Here is a 20352-nt window from a genome sequence, read left to right as displayed (position 1 = left end):
GGATAGTATGGAAGATCATAAAACAATAAAAGAAACCTTAGCGAAGGGATCATCTGACCCGAAAAAGGGCAAGATTAAAATTAAGAAGAAGGAATCGGCACCTGGCTCATCCGAGAAAAATCCCACGACTTCTTCTCAACAGCAACCTCCCAAGGTTCAGAGACCTAAGACCGAAGCAACTTCGAGCAATGCGCCGAAGAAAGATCTTTCCGAGTTATACCAAGAAGAATCTAAGAAACAAACTTTTTCTTCCAATCCTATTCCTCAACCTTCTAAACCAAGGGTAATCAAGCAAGCCCCATCGAAAACGCAATCGGAACCCGATGATTTATCTGGCAGTTCTTCTGAACCTTCATCTGATCATCCAGCTCCGGTATCTGAAGATGGTGGAGACACACCAAAAGAAAAAGAACCAATTGAGAGAAAAGCTCAACCCATACAAGCATCTCCCTTTGCATCAAGAGGGGATCGCAATCCTATCATTTCCCGTCCAGTTAAGAAGCCAACTTCTTCAACAGGTGGCGGCGGATACCAAGGTGGTGGACAAGGCGGCAATCGGGGTGGTAACGCTGGAACGGGCAATCGTTTTGGTGGACCTCCGAATCGTGGTGGAGCAAGACCCATGGGTGGCGGTACAGGTCCTAAACCTGTTGGCGGTGGAGCAAGACCGATTCAAGTTACTGGCGGTGGGGATTTAATTCCTCCTCCAACGACTGGCGGACCTAATAAGAAGAAAAGCACAGGTTTCGAAAAAGACAAACGTGCAGAACAACTAGGTCGAGAAAATTCGAAATTTTTCAAACAAAACTTCCGCAAATCCAAAGGACCATCGAATTCAGCAAGTTCTGTTCCCAAAGAAATTTCTATTATGGAAAATATTCAAGTTGGAGAGCTTGCGAAAAAGCTGAACTTGAAGCCGGGTGATGTAATTGGAAAACTCATGAAAATGGGTATGATGGTTACTATCAATAACGTAATTGATGCGGAGACGGCTACAGTTCTTGCAGATGATTACGGATGCAAGGTAACCATTGTTTCGCTCTATGACGAAACAGTCATCGAAGACGAGACCGATGCACCAGAAGATATGACCAAGAGACCTCCTGTTGTTACAATCATGGGTCACGTGGATCATGGTAAGACGAAATTATTGGATACAATTCGCTCTTCACGTGTCGCAGAATCCGAGTCAGGTGGAATTACGCAACATATTGGAGCTTATCAAGTCAGACATGATAAGGGAACTGTAACCTTCTTGGATACTCCGGGTCACGAAGCGTTTACTTCGATGAGAGCACGCGGTGCAAAAATTACTGATATCGTAATCTTGGTTGTTGCAGCTGATGATAGCGTCAAGCCGCAGACTGTGGAAGCCATTGCCCATGCGAAAGAAGCTGAAGTTCCAATTATTGTTGCTATCAACAAGATTGATCTTCCAGCAGCTAACGTTGAAAAGGTTAAACAAGATTTGGCAAGCTTAGGTCTGCAACCAGAAGATTGGGGTGGCACAACCATTTGTTGTGAGATTTCAGCCAAAAATAATATTGGAATCGATCATTTATTGGATATGATTCTTTTGCAAGCAGACGTTATGGATCTTCGTGCGAACCAAACTCGTCGTGCAAAAGGAACCATCATTGAAGCTAGGCTCGATCCCGGTCGCGGTCCAGTTGCAACTCTTCTCATCCAGACAGGAACTCTCAAAATTGGAGATCCATTTGTTGCGGGAACCTACTCAGGTCGTGTTCGTGCAATGTTTGATGACATTGGTAAGAACGTTCAAGAAGCAGGCCCATCTGCTCCTGTATTGGTTACAGGATTGGAAGCAGTTCCAGAAGCTGGTGCTCCTTTTGACAGTGTAAAAGACGAGAAAGAAGCAAGAATTATTTCGCAATCTAGAAAAGAATACGAGAGAGTAGGTCAGGCTGGTAAACAAACTCGAGTTACGCTAGACACAATGAATGATATTATCAAGCAAGGTGATCTAAAAGAACTCAAAGTAATTATCAAAGCCGACGTTCGTGGATCTGCAGAAGCCGTTAAAGAAGCATTGGAAAAACTATCCACTGGCGATGTGAGATTGACTGTAATTCATGCGGGAACAGGTGCGATTGTTGATACGGACGTCATGCTTGCTTCTGCTTCGAATGCGATCTTAATCGGGTTTCATACAAGAGCGAATCCGAAAACTGTCTCCCTTGCAGAGAAAGAAAAAGTAGAAATCAAATACTACAGTATTATTTACGATGTTGTAAATGAGATCAAATCTTCTATGGAAGGTCTACTGGATCCAGATAAGATCGAGAAGATCATTGGAACAGTTGATATTCGAGAAATTTTCAAGATTACAAGAGTTGGAAATATTGCAGGTTGTATGGTTACTTCAGGCAAGATTACAAGAAATTCAAGCGTTCGAGTTGTTTCTAAAGAAAAAGGCGAAATCCTATTCGAAGGTAAACTCAAAACTCTGAAACGTATGAAAGACGAAGCAGCAGAAGTTGTTAGTGGTTTTGAATGTGGTATCTTACTTGATGGATTCAATGATTTTGAAGTCGGAGATACAATCGAAGTCTACGAAATCAATGAAATTGCTAAGAAACTCTAGAACGAGAAGCGTATCGATTGAACGAGATTCGTAAGAAGAAAATTGAGAAAGAAATTCAGAGAACGATCGCTACTCTGATCATAACGGAAAAAGTTAAAGATCCGAGAATTTCGATGGTAACGATACATAGGGTGGACATGGCTGATGACATGTCGCAAGCCCTCGTGTATTATACAGCGTATTGCAATAACAACGAAAGAAAGAAACTTGCCAATGGACTCACATCGGCAAGAGGATTTCTGCAAAGTGCGATCGGTAAGAAACTGGGTCTGCGTCATACTCCTAATTTGTATTTTATCTGGGATAAAAACTATATAAAAAGTATAGAAGTCAATCGATTGATTGATGAATCTGCCCCAAAACATTCATTAGAGCCTGGTTTCGATTCGACCGAATCAAATCTTGATGAAGAAGAGCACCTCGATGACGACGATATCGAAGACGATCAAGATTAAAACGAACATAACTTAGATGAAGAAACCAACCATCATGAACAAAATGACTAATAAGATTGATTTGAATTTTCTGATACTTAGAAATGATTCAGAAGATGCAATCTAGATGGATGGATTTTTTCTAGTTCATAAACTTCCTGGAATCACATCTTCTCAAGTTGTCCAAAGAATCCGCAAGAAACTAGACATAGATAAATTGGGGCATACTGGTACTTTGGACCAATTTGCAGAAGGGCTTTTGGTTCTGCCAGCTGGACGGGCAACTTGTTTTGCTCAGGACTTCCTTGAAATGGACAAAGTGTACATAGCAGATCTTTGTTTAGGTAAGGCAACTGACTCAGGGGACACCGAAGGAAAAGTGGTTTCAGAATTGAATCATGAGGAGATCTGTCGTGTCTGGGAAGAAGATTGGCAAAATGGTCAGACGCTTCTTAACCTCATTGAGAATCTTGTAGAATGGAAAGAGCAAGAAGCGCCAACGATTTCTGCTTTAAAGCAAGACGGCAAGAGGTTGTCTGATTTACACAGATCCGGTGTTGCAATCATTCCCAAAATTCGAAAAATCAGAATTTCTCAGGTAGGGATCATCGATTTTAGTTTAGAATCCATAAAATTTCAAATCAAAGTTAGCTCAGGCACGTATATTCGTAAAATTGTAATGGATATGGGAGAAAAGCTGAATTTTCCCATGTCGCTTAAAGGTTTGGTTCGAACAGACGTTGGAAAATTTAAGCTCGAAATGGCAAAAACTATCGAGGATTTGGAAATGAAAGATTTAAAATCCCCAAAAGAAATGATGGATTTGCCAGTCTTGGAGGTTCGCGATGAGAATCATAAGATTTGGGTCAAACAAGGACGAAAACCAGATCTGAATATTGCATCTGTAAGTTCACCCTCCAAATTTTTCTTGGAAGATTCAGATGGAAGCCTGATGGCATACTGCGAAAAGCTAGAAAACGACGATTGGAAATACTTAAGGGTTTTCTAATTAATTTTGTATTTTCAAATAGATAAAACATAGGAACTTGGTAAAAAAGTAGAATAAGCATATGATCACGAAAGACCAAAAACAGTCACTCATACAAACTTATGGGAAAAATGCACAAGATTCTGGCTCAACTGAAGCTCAGATCGCAATTTTAGAAACCCGAATCAAAGATTTGAACGAACACTTCAAAAAACATAAAAAAGACCATCATTCCAAAGTTGGATTGATCGCTCTTGTGAATAGAAGAAGAAGTCTGATCGAATATTTAAAGAAAAGTGATGTAGATCGCTACAAAACTCTCATTCAAAAGCTCGGGATTAGAAAATGATTTTCTCACATACGAAGGCCCTGGGAAGGGATTCGATTTCCTTGGAAACGGGGAACTGGGCGAAGCAAGCCCACGGAGCCGTTGTATACCGAGTTGGTAACCTAACACTACTTGCTACGGTCTGTGCATCAGCGGACGCAAAAGAAGGGCAAGATTTTTTCCCTTTAACTTGTGAATACAATGAAAAGATGTATTCTGTTGGAAGAATCCCTGGTGGATATTTCAAGAGAGAAGCAAAACCTTCTGAATTTGAAGTTTTAAATTCTAGATTGATCGATCGTCCTATTCGACCTATGTTTCCAGAAGGATACTTCTGTGAAGTTCAGTTGATTGTTCAAGTTCTATCCGCAGACAAAACAGTTGGAATTTCTGGTCATGCTATAACGGCTGCTAGTGCGGCACTCGCTGCATCAGACATTCCATTTCATGGACCTATTGCCGGTATCAAAGTTGGACGAGTGAATGGTCAATTTATTGCGAATCCAACCAATAGCGAAATTTTAGAATCAGACATGGATCTGATTGTTGCAGGCACCAAGACAAATATCGTGATGATTGAAGGTGAAGCAAACGAAATATCTAAAGACGATATGATGAAAGCTCTTGCTTTTGCTCAAGGTGTAATTTCTGAACTAGTGACGATGCAAGAAGAATTTGTTGCTCCGATGAATCTTGTTAAGCGTGAAGTTAAATTAAGAGTTGCTAACCAAGATGTGATGAACCAAGTGCGAGCTTATGCTTTTGAAAGACTTGGCAAAGCAAATAGAAATAGTGATAAAACTAAAAGATCCAACGAAATTAATGAGATCAACAAAGAGACCGTTGAACATTTCAAGACTCTGCTTGGAACTGATGAGCATACAAAAGATATCAAACATTATCTACATGAATTAGAATATGAAGTTGTTCGTGATCTAGTTTTGACTGAAGGACTTAGAGCTGATGGAAGAAAGACTGAAGAAATTCGTTCAATTTCTTGTGAAGTCAATGTTCTTCCTGGAGCTCACGGATCAGCAGTCTTTACTCGTGGTCAGACTCAGTCTCTGGGTGTTATGACCCTCGGAACTGCGATGGACAACCAAAGATATGAATCTTTGCAAGGCCAGAAAGAAAAGAATTTTATGCTGCATTATAATTTTCCAGCTTATTCAGTTGGAGAAGTAAAAAGATCAATGGGACCGGGAAGACGAGAAATTGGACATGGCAATCTTGCTGAGAGAGCCTTGAAGAAAGTTCTTCCTTCTCCTGATAGTTTTCCGTATGTGATCCGTTTGGTGTCGGAGATTTTGGAATCGAATGGTTCTAGTTCTATGGCAACTGTATGTAGCGGAACACTTGCGATGATGTCTGGAGGAGTTCCAATCAAAGCTCCTGTATCAGGAATTGCAATGGGATTATTCAGTGATGATAAAGGTCGCTTTGCGGTATTGAGTGATATTGCTGGAATCGAAGATCATTTCGGTGATATGGACTTCAAACTTGCAGGAACCAAGAACGGAATCACTTCTTTTCAGATGGATCTAAAAGTAACGGGTCTGGGTCTTGATGTTTTGGAGAAAGCAATCGCTCAAGCAGAGCGTGGTCGTGATCATATCATGGGTGAGATGCTCAAATCTGTAGACAAGGTTGCAGATTCCATAGCTCTTACAGCTCCAAGAATTGTTGTAAAACAAATTCCAAAAGATAGAATTGGGGAACTCATTGGTCCAGGTGGTAAAACCATTCGTATGATCATTGAGCAATCTGGATCCGAGATCAACGTGGACGACACTGGAAAAGTAACTATTGCAAGTCCAGACGGTGAAGCTTTGAAAAAAGCAGATGCTATGATCGATGGAATTTTCAAAGAAATTGAGATTGGTGCAATCTACACTGGTTTGATTAAGAAAATAACCGACTTCGGTGCCTTTGTAGAGATTGCTCCGGGTAAAGAAGGTTTGGTTCATATTTCAAAACTAGATCAGAATCGAGTTCAGAATGTTCGGGATGTTGTCTCAGAAGGCCAAATTATCAAAGTTAAAGTTTTAAACATTGATAAACAAGGTAAGATTGATCTTTCGAGAAAAGACGCACCTCAACCAACCTAAAGGAGAATCGTATCCAACCACAATCGAGATACAGTTCTAAAGAATTTCTGTCCAGAGTTGGTAAATCAACTCTGGCATCCTACCGAGAAAATTTACAGAAAAAAGTCTATCCGAATGGATTAACACTCCTTTTCCAACCAGTCGAGCATGTTGCTAGTGTTTCTTGTGGGCTCTTTCTTAAGAGGGGCTCTGTTCATGAAGAAGCAACTGAAGCAGGATATTTTCATTTTGTTGAACATATGCTGTTCAAGGGAACGACAAATCGCACTTCGAAGGAAATCGTGGAAGCCGTAGAAAGAGTAGGTGGAATGATAAATGCGCTTACTAGTCGAGAATACACAAATTACTATATTAGCTTAATTAGAGATGAATTGCCCCTTGCTATGGACATTTTGTCCGATATGATTTTCAATCCTCTATTCAATGAAGAAGATATCAACCTTGAGATGAAAGTGATCTTGGAAGAAATCAAAAGCTATGAAGACAACCCCGAAGATTTCCTCTACGATGCGTATTATCTATCAGTTTTTGACAATGCACCGATTGGAAGAAATATAGCTGGAACCAAAGAATCTGTTCAAACAGTTAACAGTGAAAGACTCAAAAGTTTTTATAAAAAACATTATACTCCAGAAAATCTAATTCTTTCTATATCGGGCAATGCTACCTTGGAAGAAGTGGAATCATTGGTTGAAGAATTTTTCCCAATAAATGAGACCAGAAAACCAGCATCTACCTTAGCGTTAGTTGATCCCAAGCCAAAAAAATTCATAAAAGTTTTCCATAAAAGAAAAATTGAACAAGTGAATTTGTATTTAGGTGCCGAAGGTTTTGCGAGAACAGATACGCAATCACCTGATTTGATCATGGCTTGTAATATCTTGGGTGGAGGGATGGCATCTCGACTTTTCCAAGAAGTGCGAGAAAAACATGGTTATTGTTATGGAATCCAGTGTTTTCCCTCTGGATATTTGAATACTGGAATCACATCTATTTTTTGTGCAACATCACCTGAAAATGTAATCAAAGCAACTGACTTAATTCTAAATGAAATAGATAGTATCTTGAAGAAAGGTTTTTCTGAAAACGAAATGGAGAATTCAAGAACCAATATCATTGGAAGCCTAGCAATGGGATACGAAATGACCGAATCTAGAATGAATAATATAGCGATTCAAGAAATTTATTTCGGGCGATTCTATTCACTTATGGATAGGATTGAACTTTTTACCAAGATCACTATAGAATCACTCAATGAAACTTTCCGGACTGCCTTCGGTCTAACAAGCTATCATCTATCAGCAATTGGAGACCTTAAGGCAAAGGAAGTGAAAGCTCTACCTCATAGTATAGCAAATTAAGCATTTCTATTTTTCTAGATTTCTGTTTTTTGTATTTTAAATTTTATTTATATTTTTAGATCTATTTTTTTTTATTTGTTTATTTGTTTATTTGTTTATCTTGTTTATCTTGTTTATCTTGTTTATCTTGTTTATCTTGTTTATCTTGTTTTGTTTTGTTTTGTTTTGTTTTGTTTTAACATGTTTATTTTGTATTAAATGAGTTGAGAAATTTATTAGATGAAATTTTCGAAACGAGCCAAATCATCAATTTTACGAATTTTACTGTAGGGGTTATTAAATGAAGACCAATGAATCCGATATTTCCGTTAAGATCAAAATTAATGATTCAAGTCTTTTACCTGCAAGACAGACTGTAGGTTCTGCTGGTTACGATTTGTCCGCATGCCTAAAAGATAAAACTTCAATTCTAATCCAACCACAAGAAGTGAGTTTGATACCAACTGGGATTTCCGTTGAGATTCCAATTGGATATGAGATGCAAGTTCGACCTAGATCGGGTCTGTCAAGTAAGAATAAACTCATTGTGATCAACTCACCCGGAACCATTGATTCGGATTATCGAGGTGAAATTTTTGTTCCCATCATGAATCTGGGAGATAAGGATTTTGAAGTGACACATGGAATGAGAATCGCTCAGATTTTGCTTGCACGAACTGAAACTATAGATTGGAAGATAGTAACAAGTTTGGATAACACGGATAGGTCTGCAGGCGGGTTTGGATCAAGTGGAACCCATTGATATTTCTTGGATATTCTGTTCCTCCTGCTTTGTAGAAATCCAAAAAATTTCAAGATAATGAGACATTTTGTCTAAATAAAGGCATTAACGTTTTTATAAAATCCACCGATCTTTACTTCAGAGCCTAAATATGTTGATTAGTAAATCGATATATAAATAGGTCAATGAGGCAAATATTATGATGAGATCCTTGTGGACAGCTGCGACGGGAATGATCGCTCAACAATTTCATATTGATACCATTTCCAACAACTTATCGAACGTCAATACTACGGGTTTTAAGAAAAATCGAATTGATTTCGAAGATCTCGTGTATCAACACCAAGTTCTTGCTGGAACTCCTGCAACATCGGTAAGTGAGATACCGACTGGTGTGAACGTTGGACATGGTGTTCGCACTGCAGCAACTCAGAAGCTATTTGAAATTGGTTCATTCCAAGCAACTGGAAATAAACTAGATATGGCGATTACATCCGAGATGGGTTTCTTCAAAATCCAAATGCCAGATGGAACCTTTGGATTCACCCGAGATGGCTCTTATAAAATCGATTCCCGCCAACAAGTTGTTACATCTAATGGGTATCTACTTGAGCCTCCGATAATTTTACCAGAAGGTGCCATTCTCAATACATTGCAGATTGCAGAAGAAGGCGAAGTTACAGTAAAAGTCGGTAATGAAATTAGACCAACGGTAATTGGACAGATTGAACTGTATCGATTTGTGAACCCAGCAGGTTTACAAGCAATTGGAAAGAATTTATTTAGAGAAACTGTAGCTAGTGGAGCTGAAATTCCTGGAATGCCTGGTGAAGAAGGATTTGGAAATGTTCTTCAAGGATTTCTTGAAATGAGTAACGTTAAAATTGTAGAAGAGATGGTGAACATGATTGTTGCGCAAAGAGCGTATGAATCTAATTCTAAGGCTATCCAAACATCAGATAACATGTTGTCTACTGCGATACAACTCAAAAGGTAATTAATAATACTTAGTAATTAGTGAATGCAGGCAAATACAGAAAATGAAAATTAAGATTACCAATCCAAGAATGACGATTGCAAGAGTTTGTAAATCTATTCTAAAATTTCTATCTGTTGTCGTATTTAGTGTGATTATGACTGATTTTCTTGTCTCTCAAGAATCTTCATCGTTTTCCTTGTGGAATGATCGCAATCCGTATTCCAATTCGCAAGAAATTAAGAATGGTGAGATCATACAGATACTGTTTGCTGAGCCAATAAAAGCTGAGTATCAGTCTGAATATAAATCATCGAATGATCACAAGATCATGAGCAATCCTGACAAAAAGATGATCGAGGAAATGAAAGGATATGAATCGGATCAGTCTATTGCACGCAATTCAAATACTAAATCCAAAACTTCGGGTCGAGTGATTGGTAAGATGGCTGTAAAGGTTACAGGTTTCGACACAGTTACAGATAATATTGAAATTGAAGGGCGTCGCGAATCTCGGTTTGATAACGACAGGCAAGTGTTGTCAGTTCGAGGGACCATATCTAGAAAAGATCTTGGAATGAATCGAACCATTGATTCGGCAAGAGTTGCAAATTTAGAAATAAATTATTCGGCTCATGGAACTCCAAGAAATTTACAGAATCCAGATGTTGGATTGAAACCAACTACAAATCCTGATGGAACAACTGGCTTTTCAGCAAATCTATCAGACACCGAAAAACAAGAATTACTTCTTAAATACATGAAGCGAATGTTAGGTGAGTCTGGAGAAGAAGGAAGTAGATGAAATCAATACTGAAATCTAATTCCAAAAACCAACTTCTAAGTGATTTATTACTTAAATCGATGAATATCTTTTCTTATTCCGCATTGAACTCTGCTATATTTGTAAGTTTATTCTTAATTTTACATACATCCTCTTTTGCAGTTGAAGTAAGACTGGGTGACCTTGCAAAAATCCAAGGAACAAGAGAAAATCAACTCACAGGCTTCGGAATCGTCGTAGGACTTGCTGGAACTGGAGATACAAGGTCTGCCTTTACAAGTGAAGTCCTTCATAATTACCTAAACAATCTAGGTGTGGATTCCAAGCTTCGTCCAAAAGACACAAGAAATGTTGCATCTGTACTCGTAATTGCGAATATTCCAAATTGGGCTAAGTCCGGAGATAGAATAGATGTAGTTGTCTCTTCGATTGGAGACGCAAGATCTCTTGAAGGCGGAGTTTTATTGCAGAGTCCTCTAAAAGCTGGCAATGGTCAGACGATTGCTGTTGCTTCAGGTGTTCTACAATTTGGTTCAGGTGAAGAGAGTGGACGCAAATCTTATGGAAAGAAAAATCAAAAAAACAATACAGCATTGGTTACCGGAGGTGCTATTGTTGAGAAAGATTTTTTAGTCCAAGCAAAGATTGATCCCGATAAAATCAATCCTGACGCAAGGAATCCTGATGATAAGGGTTCAACCGATAATTCTAGTGGTAACAATTCGGATATAGCGAATAAGAAACTTCAAGAAACATTTCGTGTTCAATTGATCTATCCAAGCTATTCTACTCTCAATTCAATCATGGAAAAATTAGCTGAAGCCTATCCCATGGATGAGATTCAACCAAAAGTTCTCTCTAAGCGAGAATTCGAAATCAATATTCCCAAAGACAAAGAACCAATTGCATTTCTTGCTGAATTGGAAGATATAAAAATTGAACCAGAATTACCTGCACGAGTTGTTATCGATGAGAGAATGGGAACTGTGATTATGGGTGGTAATCTTGCAATGGAAGAAGTTGCAGTTTCGAAGCAAGGTTTGAAATTGAAATTGGAAGCCAAAGGGAAGTCAAGATATTTCTGGACTGAGAATGAAGATCGTTCGGAATCTGTTTTTTATATTAAGAAAACAAATAATGTCCAAGGACTTGTAGAAGAGTTGAATAAACTAGGAGCTACTACCAAAGATGTGATCGCTATACTACAAGGTCTAAGAAAATCCGGAATTTTACATGCAGAGGTAATCATACAATGAATGATATTTTTCAAATCCAAGACTATTCCAATCGACTTCAAAGAGAAATTCCTGGAATGCGATCACTCAAAAACATAGAAGAGATGAAGAATAACGGGAAAAGTTTTGAAGATTATATCAAGGATGAAGTAAACCCTGCAATTCAAGGAAAAGTCAGTTCATCAGAAGTTAAACCGCAAGTTAATATTCAAGATGAGATCAATAAAGATCCTTATAGAAGAAAATTATTTGATGCATCAGTTGAATTTGAATCTATGTTTGTCAAGATGATGCTCAAGGAAATGAAATCATCCGTTAGTAAAACGAAAATGATTCATGGCGGATATGCAGAAGAAATTTTTGAAGATATGTTGACCGATGAACAAGCCAAGTCGATGTCCAAGAATAATTCTATTGGACTTGCGGAACAAATCTATTCATCATTATCGGTGTCGCTTCCGCCTTTAAAACAATAAATGACAAATCCACTAGTTAACGGATAGCCTGATTTTTTTAATTTGCTTTTGAAATGAAAGATTATAGTTTTGATCCACTTTGCATAATCTAAGAGATTCTGAAAATTTCCTCGAGATTTTTTTAGTTTAGATATTAAGCTTACATCAGATCCATAAAAAACTTTAAATCTATCAAATCCTCTAAGCTTTAAAATATTTTTAAGATTGTTTTCGCCGTAATAGTATAGATGTCCAGGAAGGTAGTAATGATAGCTAGCTCCAGAATTTTTAGCTTGCCATCCTTCGAAGTTTGCAGTTTGAAGAATCAATAGACCATCATTTTTGAGAACTCTAGATAATTCATCAAATACAAATTTTGGATTTTCTAAATGTTCAATTACTTCTGTAAGAACGATTGCATCAAATTGCTGATTCTGAAAATTAGTATCTTCTAATTTTCCATAGATTGTTGGAATTCCTTGGCTATTGGCATAGTCACAAGAATATTTCGATATTTCTAATCCAAATACTTCGAATCCAAATTTTTTCGCACGAGACAGGAATCCTCCGAAAGAAGAACCGATTTCCAGAATTTTTCCTGATTTTTTAAAACGACAAATTATTGCTAAGCGACTGTCCCACACGTAAGAATGAAATTTATAAGTCTTTCTTTCATCTTGATAAGAAAAAGTAGATAAGCCTGAATAATAATTCTCATCATACAATTCGTCCGGATTTAGTGGAATGGGTGATTGTTTCTGTATCAAACATTTTTTGCATTCATAGATGGGTAGATCAAAATTGGAAAAGGTAGACCGATATAAGAACTGAAAAGAACAGTCTCCTGTTAACGGACAATTTTTATCTGAGCCAAGATAATTCGAAACAGAATCTGGAATATTGCTTGAATTCGAATTCATTTACGAGCTTGAAAAAAATAGTGGGCGATCACTTTATCTAGTTCGCCAAGAGGTGTTCTCTCCATATAACCAATTTTAATTTCGGAAAAATCTTTCAGAAATCTATTCAAATCATCTTCACTAAAAAGACGAACATATCCACCTTTAAGATCTGTAAGTTCCATTTCATTATTAGAGTTTGGATTTAGGTGAGTATCCTGTGACGACCTGAGTGTTCCCATAAAGTATCCACCAGGCTTAAGTATGCGAATGATTTCAGAAATGATTTTTGTAATCATCTGATCTGTATTATAATGTAAAATTCCCCATCCGACAACCAGATCTAAGGAATCATTGTCAAAAGGATAGGGAGGTTCTGTGACAAGGATCGTTTTTATGTTTTGAAGATTGTTCTGGATTTGTTGGATTGCCTCTTCAGAGTAATCAGCTGCAATTGTTTCCCATCCAAATTGACTTAGCAATTTCGAATGTCTCCCAGAACCAGCACCTAAATCCAGAGCAAGTTGTTTACTCGATGATTTTGTATCGACGGGAATTCTTGATAGCATTCTCACTAAGTTTTCGTCTGGAAAGCTAAGTTGGGATTTATCTTTTTTATAATGATTGTCCCAAGCTACGATTGTTTTATTTGTATTCGACACCCAATCTTTCCAATGCTTGATTTATAAATTTATCCATAGGTTCATTGTTATTGGATTGCAAACCAATAACTTTTGGTCTGCATAGATTCCCCTGTTTAATGTTGATTTTCGTTTCAATTTCTTTTAGGTTTTCTTCGAATAGAAGTGTTTCGTTTTCCTGTGCAACAAAGGGATGGAAATTTTCTATAGTAGCTGATTCGTTAGGTGGCGTTGCGAAAATTATTGCAACTTTTTTGGAAGATTGGGTCAAGACTTCCTCAGAAGGTTTCGGTTTATTTCCAGTTAAGAGAAGATACATGGATTCGAAATAGTTATAATTGTAATATGCTGGAACCAAATAATCTGCTAGGAATTCGCCACCAACTTCTGGGGCACATTCCAAGAGAAAAACATCACCTTGTTCCGTGATTTTAAATTCTGCTAAGAATGGGGTATTATTGAGACCTGTATGATACACTATATTTTGAATGAAAATTCTAATTTCTGCAAGAAAATCCAAATGCAAAGACGGAGCACTGTGAGCGATCTCCAAGAAAGGAGCATAGGATGTTGACCACTTATCCGTGAAAGAAATCATTTGAAATTTTTGATTGTGGACAAATCCCAAAACAGTAACTTCTGATCCTTCAATGTAGCTCTCTAATAAATATTGATTTGGTTCGGGATATTTTTTCTCGATTCGTTCTTTCAGCTTATCACGGTTAATGAATAGCTCAATATCTTTTTTACCACTGCCTAAAACTGGCTTCAAGACAACTGGATATTCAATTTCTGACAATAATTTATTGAAAGAAGCTTTGGATTTCCATTCGTAAGATTTAGGAATAGACAATCCTTTAGATCGAAGGATATCCAAGTATGTCTTTTTATTTTCAAATGTTCGAATAACATTTGGATCGGTTCCAGGGAGTTTTAATTTATTTGCCAGATAAGCTGCAGTATAACAGGACTTGCCGTAAGATCTTGTCCCAACACCTATGATTGGTTCTGTTAGCGGAATTTGGGAAATCGAAGAATATACTTTTCTGTATTCATGCGACGACTCAATTATCTTTATTTGGGACAAATCAAAACCAGGTGCTTTATCGTTGATATCAACTGTGATCGACATTGCACCTTTGGATTGAATCGCCCCAAGAAGTGGCAATTGATTTTTGCCACCTCCGATAGATATAAAGTAACCTTTATGTTTCATTCAGGTTAACTGCCGCGGTTGCCACCTCGTCTCAGTACACCTGGATTCCCGACACTTGTTGATCTTCCATGAAACTTTCCTCCGCCGACATTGTTTGATGGTAGACCTACACCTTTTTTGCCACTGACTTTGGATTGAAGAGCTTCAAGATCTCCAACAGCCAATTCTTTTTCATCCATCTTTTTGCCATTCAAAGACTTGATTGCTTTGTTGCCATTATCGTCTGCCATTTCTAAAGTTCCATAACCCAATGACTTCTTTGTTATTTTATCTTTTTTTAATTGAAATGACGAAACTTCTCCAAATTCAGAAAAGATCTTTTGGATAGCAACCTCATCTAGATTTTGTGGAAAATTAGAGTAACTGATTTTCATATAGAACGAACCTCTCCTTAGATTGTCGGGTCTGGTGTTTTATAGTGCAAGTTTTTTTGATTATGTCTTAGGATTTTCAGGAAAATTTCGATACTTAATCTAGGTAGGGAATTATGATCAGAGGAATTTACACAGGTGCAAACGGAATGAATCTCCAGCAAGTTCGTATGGATGTGATTGCGAACAATCTCGCCAATGTGGACAAAACAGGATTCAAAAGAGATACTACTGTTTTTAAAACCTTTCCCGAACTCTTACTGCATAGATTCAATGACGATGGTATTGGCAAAACTCCTATGGGTTCCTTTGATACTGCACCACTTGTAGGAAAACTCGGACTTGGCGGCGAAGTGAACGAAGTGTACACTCGCTTTGAGCAAGGCGCTGTAAAAAAGACAGACAGTCCTTTTGATATGATGATACAAGATAAGCCCGGACTTGATAAGCCTGCATTCTTTTCCGTGATGACCAATCGTGGAGAAAGACTTTCTAGAAGTGGATCTTTTATTTTGGATAGGATGGGTTATTTAGTAAATCCCCAAGGTTTTCCGCTAATGGGAGAAAAAGGTCCAATCCAAATCAACCAAGGAAATTTCCTTGTAAAAGAAAATGGTGATGTTTATGTGAATGGTCGAATTGGAACTAAGCCAGAAGATGGTGTAAACTTTGATCAGAATCGTTTCGAAGAACCAGTTCTCATAGATCGAATCAAAATTCGCACTGTTGAAAACCCAAGACATTTAGACAAAGAAGGGGATTCTTTTTATGCAGACACACCTGAGTCGGGCGAACCTAGGCCTTTTCGTGTAGAAGATACTCCACAGATTTTACAAGGATACTTAGAAGCATCCAATGTTTCAGTTGTAACCGAAATGGTTGAGATGATTGAAGTCAATCGTGCCTATGAAGCGAATTCAAAAGCATTGCAGACTCACGATCAACTATTGGGAAGATTGATCAATGAGGTTGCTCGGTAAGTATTTTTAATCTTAAATAATAGTTTCACTTAGATGATTGTATGAAGCTTCCGGCTTCGTTTTAGGATTGGGAAAATTTGTTTTATCTAATTTTTTCTCTAAATCCGCTTCAAAATTTGTTATTTCTATAAAAAAGTTGACAGAAAAAAACTACTGTTCTATTCTTGGAAAGATTTTTTATCAACTTTAGGTTTTTTGGGTAATACGATGGTTTCGAAGATTTATGTAGGCAATTTAAACTTCCGTACAACGGAGGATTCACTTAAGACAGTTTTTTCCGCTTTTGGTCAGATCAATGATTTGAAGATGGTTCATGACAGAGATACAGGCAATTTCAAAGGTTTTGCATTCATTACTTTTGCATCTCCAGAATCTGCTAAACAAGCTATTACTGAGATGAATGGTAAAGATTTGGAAGGAAGAGCACTTCGTGTGAACTTGGCTGAAGAAAAGCCAAAGAATTTCCAACCTCGCTATTGATTCAATCAAGCACCAATTCTCGAAATAAAACAAAGCTTTCCGATTATGAGCCATCTCCTTGGCTCATACCTGATATTTTTCTAGACTTTGAATTAGATCCTCTACAAACGGTTGTATCTTCTGAGTTTGTTCTGGTAACAAATCCTGAGTATAGACCTAAGAGTTTAGATCCCCAAGAAGTCTTTTTGATGGGTGAGAAGTTGATTTTGGATTCCATAGAATGGGATGGTCAGATTCTAAATTCTTCCGAATACAAAACCACAGATAAAGGAATTCATATTTTCCGATCTGTGAATTCGCAAGCAAAAGTAAAAATCCGCAATCAGATTAGTCCGAAGTTGAATACGGAGCTTCTCGGACTGTACCAATCTTCTGGTATTTTTTGTACACAAAACGAACCGGAAGGATTTAGACATATCACATACTTCTTGGATCGACCGGACATTCTGTCCAGATACAAGGTGCGCATAAGAGCCAACAATTCTGAATACCCCTTCCTTCTATCAAATGGGAATCGCATAGAATCAGGTTTTACAACCAATAACCAAGCATACGTTATATGGGAAGATCCATTTCCTAAACCGTCTTATCTTTTTGCATTGGTCGCTGGAAATCTAGCAGTAACGAAAGATCAATTCAAAACTAGTTCGGGACGAGTCATTGATTTAGAAATCTATACGAACCTTGGCAATGAAGATAAAACTACTTTTGCTATGGAGTCTTTAAAGTTAGCGATGGCATGGGATGAAGAGAAATTTGGATTAGAATATGATCTAGATCTTTATATGATTGTAGCTGTTGATGATTTCAATATGGGAGCAATGGAGAATAAAGGATTGAATATTTTCAATTCTAAGTTGGTTCTCGCAAGTCCTGAGACCACAACGGATACTAGCTACGAAGACATTCTTTCCGTTATTGCCCATGAGTATTTTCACAATTGGTCTGGTAACAGAGTTACATTGCGTGATTGGTTCCAACTTACACTCAAAGAAGGACTAACTGTATTTCGTGACCAACTTTTCTCTCAAGATAAAATTGGAGCTGATGTTAAACGGATTGATGATGTAGATTTTCTTAGAAATTTCCAGTTCCCAGAAGATCAAGGATTGCTTTCTCATCCGATTCAACCTAAGGAATATCTTGATATAGATAATTTCTATACTAGAACCGTTTACGAAAAAGGCGCAGAAGTAATACGCATTGCATACAATATCATTGGTCAGGAAAATTTTCGTAAGGCTATGGATTTGTATTTCTCGAGATATGATGGTATGGCAGTTACAACAGAAGAATTTGTAACAAGTCTTGAAGAAGCTAGCGGATACGATCTAGGTGTTTTTCGAAATTGGTATCATAGAAAAGGCACACCACAGATTTCCATTCGGGAAGAATATTCGAGCGATACGGGTGAGTTTACAATTCATTGGCGTGACTTAGATGAAGTTAATCAACAACTTCCTTTGGTATTTCCTGTGAAGTATTCATTGTATTTGGATCATAAAAAAATTGAATCTGATATGTTCATATGGGAAGGATATTCAGGAAGCAAAACTTGGAAAAATCTTTTCAATAAACCAATTCTCTCCATTTTTCAGAATTTTACAGTTCCTGTTATTTTAGATTATCCAAGAGAATTAGATGAGATTCATTTTCTTTGGGCAAATGATGATGATGCATTTGTTCGATGGGATAGCGGAAACTATTTAAAATACTATGAATTGAATCGTTTAATTGGGATTTACCAAGAGAATTCTAATCAATCCATTGATTCTAGAATTTTAGATTCTTATAAAATAATTATTTCCAATATAAAAACAGGAAAATCAGATCTCAGATTTCTTGCCTATCTACTTGAGATTCCTGGGATCAACCAGATCACGAATTTGCAACCAGAATACAATATTGAAGGTTCGCAAGCAGTTATAGAAATCTATCATAATCAAATAAGTTCCCATTTCCAAAATGAATTTTTGGAAGTATATGAATTCCTAAAATCCAAACTGAATCAATCTAATCTGAGTCGATTGGAAGCAAGCGGCATAAGATTTCTCAAAAACCATTGCCTCAACTTTTTAGTGCATAGGGAAGATTTGATCTATGAGCAATTTCGAAAAGCAACCAATCTCACCGACGAACTCGCAAGTTTAAAATTGCTTACGAGAAAAATTACAACTTTCAGGCAGTCGGCAATTGAAGAATTTCGGGATAAATGGAAACAGAATCCGCTAGTTATGGATCATTGGTTACAAATACAAGCGTCTTCTGAGATTCCGAATGCATTGGACGAAGTCTCCAAGCTCAAGCAATCAGTGTATTTTGATTTGAAAAATCCCAACCGAGTTGCTTCTCTGCTTGGAAGTTTTTCGAAGAATAGATTACGCTTTCACAGTGAAGATGGGAAAGGTTATAAATTCTTGGTTGATTCCATACTTGAGCTTGATTCGATCAATTCACAATCTGCCGCAAGACTTACTAAAAGTTTTTCGGATATTGCTAAATTACCCATTACATATAGGGAAAGAGCGATTGATGAATTGAAGCGCCTACATTCTGAGAAAAAACTTTCCAATTTAGTTTTCGAGTTGGTAGATTCTTTTGTGGATGCTTAAATTTTATTACTAAGAAGCTGATATATCAAGATATTCTGACGAAATGATTTAACTAAATAGATTCTTCTATCTAAATATATTCTTCTTTCGTTTTTTTGAATATAATCAATCCATCATCTTCGAGCCTGCGAGCAAGATTCAAAATAGTGGAACGTGATTCATTGATTTCACGAAGGGTGACTTTGCCTCGCATATCCATAGAATCTATAATATCGTAAGCCTTGTTTTGAGACATTGCTGAGAAAAACAGATCTTTCATCTCATTCGATGAGCCACGAAGGGCAATCGAAATTGTTTCGTCATTTTGCAATCGGTTTATAAGAACTCGCATTTCTTTTTTGTCGAGTGCCATCAAGTCTTCGAAGGTATAGAGTTTATCTCGAACTTGGTCAGCAAGATCCGGAGAATTTTCTTCCAACTCTCTAAGGATAACATCTTCCAATCCTTTTTCCATATGGTTCAAAATGTTCGCAAGTGCCTCGGTTCCTCCAGATTCACTGTATTCATGCGAATCCCGGGCTTCGTATCTTTTTTTGATAATTCGTGCAATTTCTCGAATTGCATCTGGATGCGTTTTGGAAGTATTCGCTAGGCGATAGGCAATTTTTGCCTGAAGATCCGATGGAAAAATTTTGAGAACGTTTGCTGCTTTCTTAGGATCCAGAAAGGAAAGGGTTACGGCGATTGTCTGCGGAGCTTCAGTATGAAGAAGTCCGTAGAGAGTAGTTGGGTCAATATCGTTTAAATAAGCAAAATCAGAATCTATACTTTTGCTAGAAAGTTTACTTAAGATCACTTGAGCGCGATCTTTTCCAATAGTTCCCTCTAATAGCTCTTTGGCGACTTCTTCACCTGCTCTTGATTCTTGAGAAATATCGGATACGCTTGTATGGAATTCGGATAGTATTTCTTCTTTTTCTTTCTTGGATACGTATCGAATCTTGGACATTTCCAAAATGACTGCTTCCAATGATTTATCATCAAGGTGTTTTAGAATTTCAGCTGCATCTTCCTTACTGAGAGAGAGCAAAAGAAGTGCAGATTTACGCGCGCCGGTCATGAGACATAAAAAACGTAAAAAAAACCAAGGGTCAATGTTTTTTTTATCAAGATTAGAAAAAACTTGTACGAAACGTAATGTATCAAGACATTGCGAAT

19 protein-coding genes are annotated in these 20352 nt (G+C 37.5%); 14 read left to right on the top strand and 5 right to left on the bottom strand.

Features of this window, described 5'->3' with window-relative positions; genetic code table 11:
• Nucleotides 1-7 precede the first annotated feature (7 nt).
• The 11 genes from infB to O4O04_RS12220 all read left to right on the top strand — a co-directional run bounded on the left by infB (nt 8) and on the right by O4O04_RS12220 (nt 12016).
• Complete coding sequence (infB, locus tag O4O04_RS12270) at nt 8-2605, top strand: translation initiation factor IF-2 (RefSeq protein WP_272532007.1); 2598 nt, start codon at nt 8-10, stop codon at nt 2603-2605.
• A gap of 17 nt (nt 2606-2622) precedes the next feature.
• Complete coding sequence (gene rbfA, locus O4O04_RS12265) at nt 2623-3060, top strand: 30S ribosome-binding factor RbfA (RefSeq protein WP_272532005.1); 438 nt, start codon at nt 2623-2625, stop codon at nt 3058-3060.
• Nucleotides 3061-3166: 106 nt separating this feature from the next.
• Nucleotides 3167-4048 (top strand): tRNA pseudouridine(55) synthase TruB, encoded by an 882-nt coding sequence (gene truB, locus O4O04_RS12260; protein WP_272532003.1) that lies wholly within the window; start codon nt 3167-3169, stop codon nt 4046-4048.
• Between the two features lie 61 nt (nt 4049-4109).
• Complete coding sequence (gene rpsO, locus O4O04_RS12255) at nt 4110-4376, top strand: 30S ribosomal protein S15 (RefSeq protein ID WP_272532001.1); 267 nt, start codon at nt 4110-4112, stop codon at nt 4374-4376.
• On the top strand, nt 4373-6463 hold the full coding sequence (gene pnp / locus O4O04_RS12250; RefSeq protein ID WP_272532000.1) for a polyribonucleotide nucleotidyltransferase: 2091 nt from the start codon (nt 4373-4375) through the stop codon (nt 6461-6463). The genes rpsO and pnp overlap by 4 nt, the downstream gene beginning before the upstream one ends.
• An 11-nt stretch (nt 6464-6474) precedes the next feature.
• Nucleotides 6475-7824, top strand: a complete 1350-nt coding sequence (locus tag O4O04_RS12245) for a M16 family metallopeptidase (RefSeq protein WP_442915962.1) — start codon at nt 6475-6477, stop codon at nt 7822-7824.
• 280 nt (nt 7825-8104) lie between these two features.
• Nucleotides 8105-8566 (top strand): dUTP diphosphatase, encoded by a 462-nt coding sequence (gene dut, locus O4O04_RS12240; RefSeq protein ID WP_272531999.1) that lies wholly within the window; start codon nt 8105-8107, stop codon nt 8564-8566.
• Nucleotides 8567-8744: 178 nt separating this feature from the next.
• The gene (gene flgG / locus O4O04_RS12235) at nt 8745-9542 is read left to right on the top strand and encodes a flagellar basal-body rod protein FlgG (RefSeq protein WP_272531998.1); all 798 of its coding nucleotides are present in this window, start codon (nt 8745-8747) and stop codon (nt 9540-9542) included.
• A gap of 43 nt (nt 9543-9585) precedes the next feature.
• Nucleotides 9586-10326: a flagellar basal body L-ring protein FlgH gene (locus O4O04_RS12230; RefSeq protein WP_272531997.1), complete on the top strand. Its 741-nt coding sequence runs from the start codon at nt 9586-9588 to the stop codon at nt 10324-10326.
• Complete coding sequence (locus O4O04_RS12225) at nt 10323-11561, top strand: flagellar basal body P-ring protein FlgI (protein ID WP_272531995.1); 1239 nt, start codon at nt 10323-10325, stop codon at nt 11559-11561. Before O4O04_RS12230 ends, O4O04_RS12225 begins: the two co-directional genes overlap by 4 nt.
• Nucleotides 11558-12016, top strand: a complete 459-nt coding sequence (locus tag O4O04_RS12220) for a rod-binding protein (protein WP_272531993.1) — start codon at nt 11558-11560, stop codon at nt 12014-12016. The genes O4O04_RS12225 and O4O04_RS12220 overlap by 4 nt, the downstream gene beginning before the upstream one ends.
• Here the strand turns inward: O4O04_RS12220 and O4O04_RS12215 are convergent.
• The 4 genes from O4O04_RS12215 to O4O04_RS12200 are packed head-to-tail and all read right to left on the bottom strand — an operon-like array spanning nt 11974 to nt 15125.
• Nucleotides 11974-12915: a class I SAM-dependent methyltransferase gene (locus O4O04_RS12215; RefSeq protein ID WP_272531992.1), complete on the bottom strand. Its 942-nt coding sequence runs from the start codon at nt 12913-12915 to the stop codon at nt 11974-11976. The genes O4O04_RS12220 and O4O04_RS12215 overlap by 43 nt on opposite strands.
• The gene (locus tag O4O04_RS12210) at nt 12912-13556 is read right to left on the bottom strand and encodes a class I SAM-dependent methyltransferase (RefSeq protein ID WP_272531991.1); all 645 of its coding nucleotides are present in this window, start codon (nt 13554-13556) and stop codon (nt 12912-12914) included. The genes O4O04_RS12215 and O4O04_RS12210 overlap by 4 nt, the downstream gene beginning before the upstream one ends.
• Entirely contained in the window at nt 13540-14751 is a 1212-nt protein-coding gene (locus O4O04_RS12205) for an ATP-grasp domain-containing protein (protein WP_272531990.1), read from the bottom strand. The genes O4O04_RS12210 and O4O04_RS12205 overlap by 17 nt, the downstream gene beginning before the upstream one ends.
• A 5-nt stretch (nt 14752-14756) precedes the next feature.
• Nucleotides 14757-15125 carry an RNA recognition motif domain-containing protein gene (locus tag O4O04_RS12200; RefSeq protein ID WP_272531989.1) on the bottom strand — a complete coding sequence of 123 codons (369 nt, stop codon included), beginning with the start codon at nt 15123-15125 and terminating at the stop codon, nt 14757-14759.
• Nucleotides 15126-15238: 113 nt separating this feature from the next.
• Between O4O04_RS12200 and O4O04_RS12195 the strand changes: the two genes are divergently transcribed.
• The 3 genes from O4O04_RS12195 to pepN all read left to right on the top strand — a co-directional run bounded on the left by O4O04_RS12195 (nt 15239) and on the right by pepN (nt 19194).
• Nucleotides 15239-16102: a flagellar hook-basal body protein gene (locus tag O4O04_RS12195; RefSeq protein ID WP_272531988.1), complete on the top strand. Its 864-nt coding sequence runs from the start codon at nt 15239-15241 to the stop codon at nt 16100-16102.
• A gap of 207 nt (nt 16103-16309) precedes the next feature.
• The gene (locus tag O4O04_RS12190; RefSeq protein ID WP_272531987.1) at nt 16310-16582 is read left to right on the top strand and encodes an RNA recognition motif domain-containing protein; all 273 of its coding nucleotides are present in this window, start codon (nt 16310-16312) and stop codon (nt 16580-16582) included.
• On the top strand, nt 16579-19194 hold the full coding sequence (pepN, locus tag O4O04_RS12185; RefSeq protein WP_272531985.1) for an aminopeptidase N: 2616 nt from the start codon (nt 16579-16581) through the stop codon (nt 19192-19194). Before O4O04_RS12190 ends, pepN begins: the two co-directional genes overlap by 4 nt.
• A gap of 70 nt (nt 19195-19264) precedes the next feature.
• Here the strand turns inward: pepN and fliG are convergent, their stop codons facing one another.
• A complete protein-coding gene (gene fliG / locus O4O04_RS12180) occupies nt 19265-20254 on the bottom strand; it encodes a flagellar motor switch protein FliG (protein WP_272531984.1) in 990 nt (329 codons plus the stop codon).
• Nucleotides 20255-20352: the final 98 nt, after the last annotated feature.

It is taken from the genome of Leptospira sp. GIMC2001 (assembly GCF_028462125.1).
Lineage (GTDB): Bacteria > Spirochaetota > Leptospiria > Leptospirales > Leptospiraceae.
The sequence above is the reverse complement of the archived record's forward strand: the minus strand, read 5'-3'. Positions and strand labels throughout refer to the sequence as shown.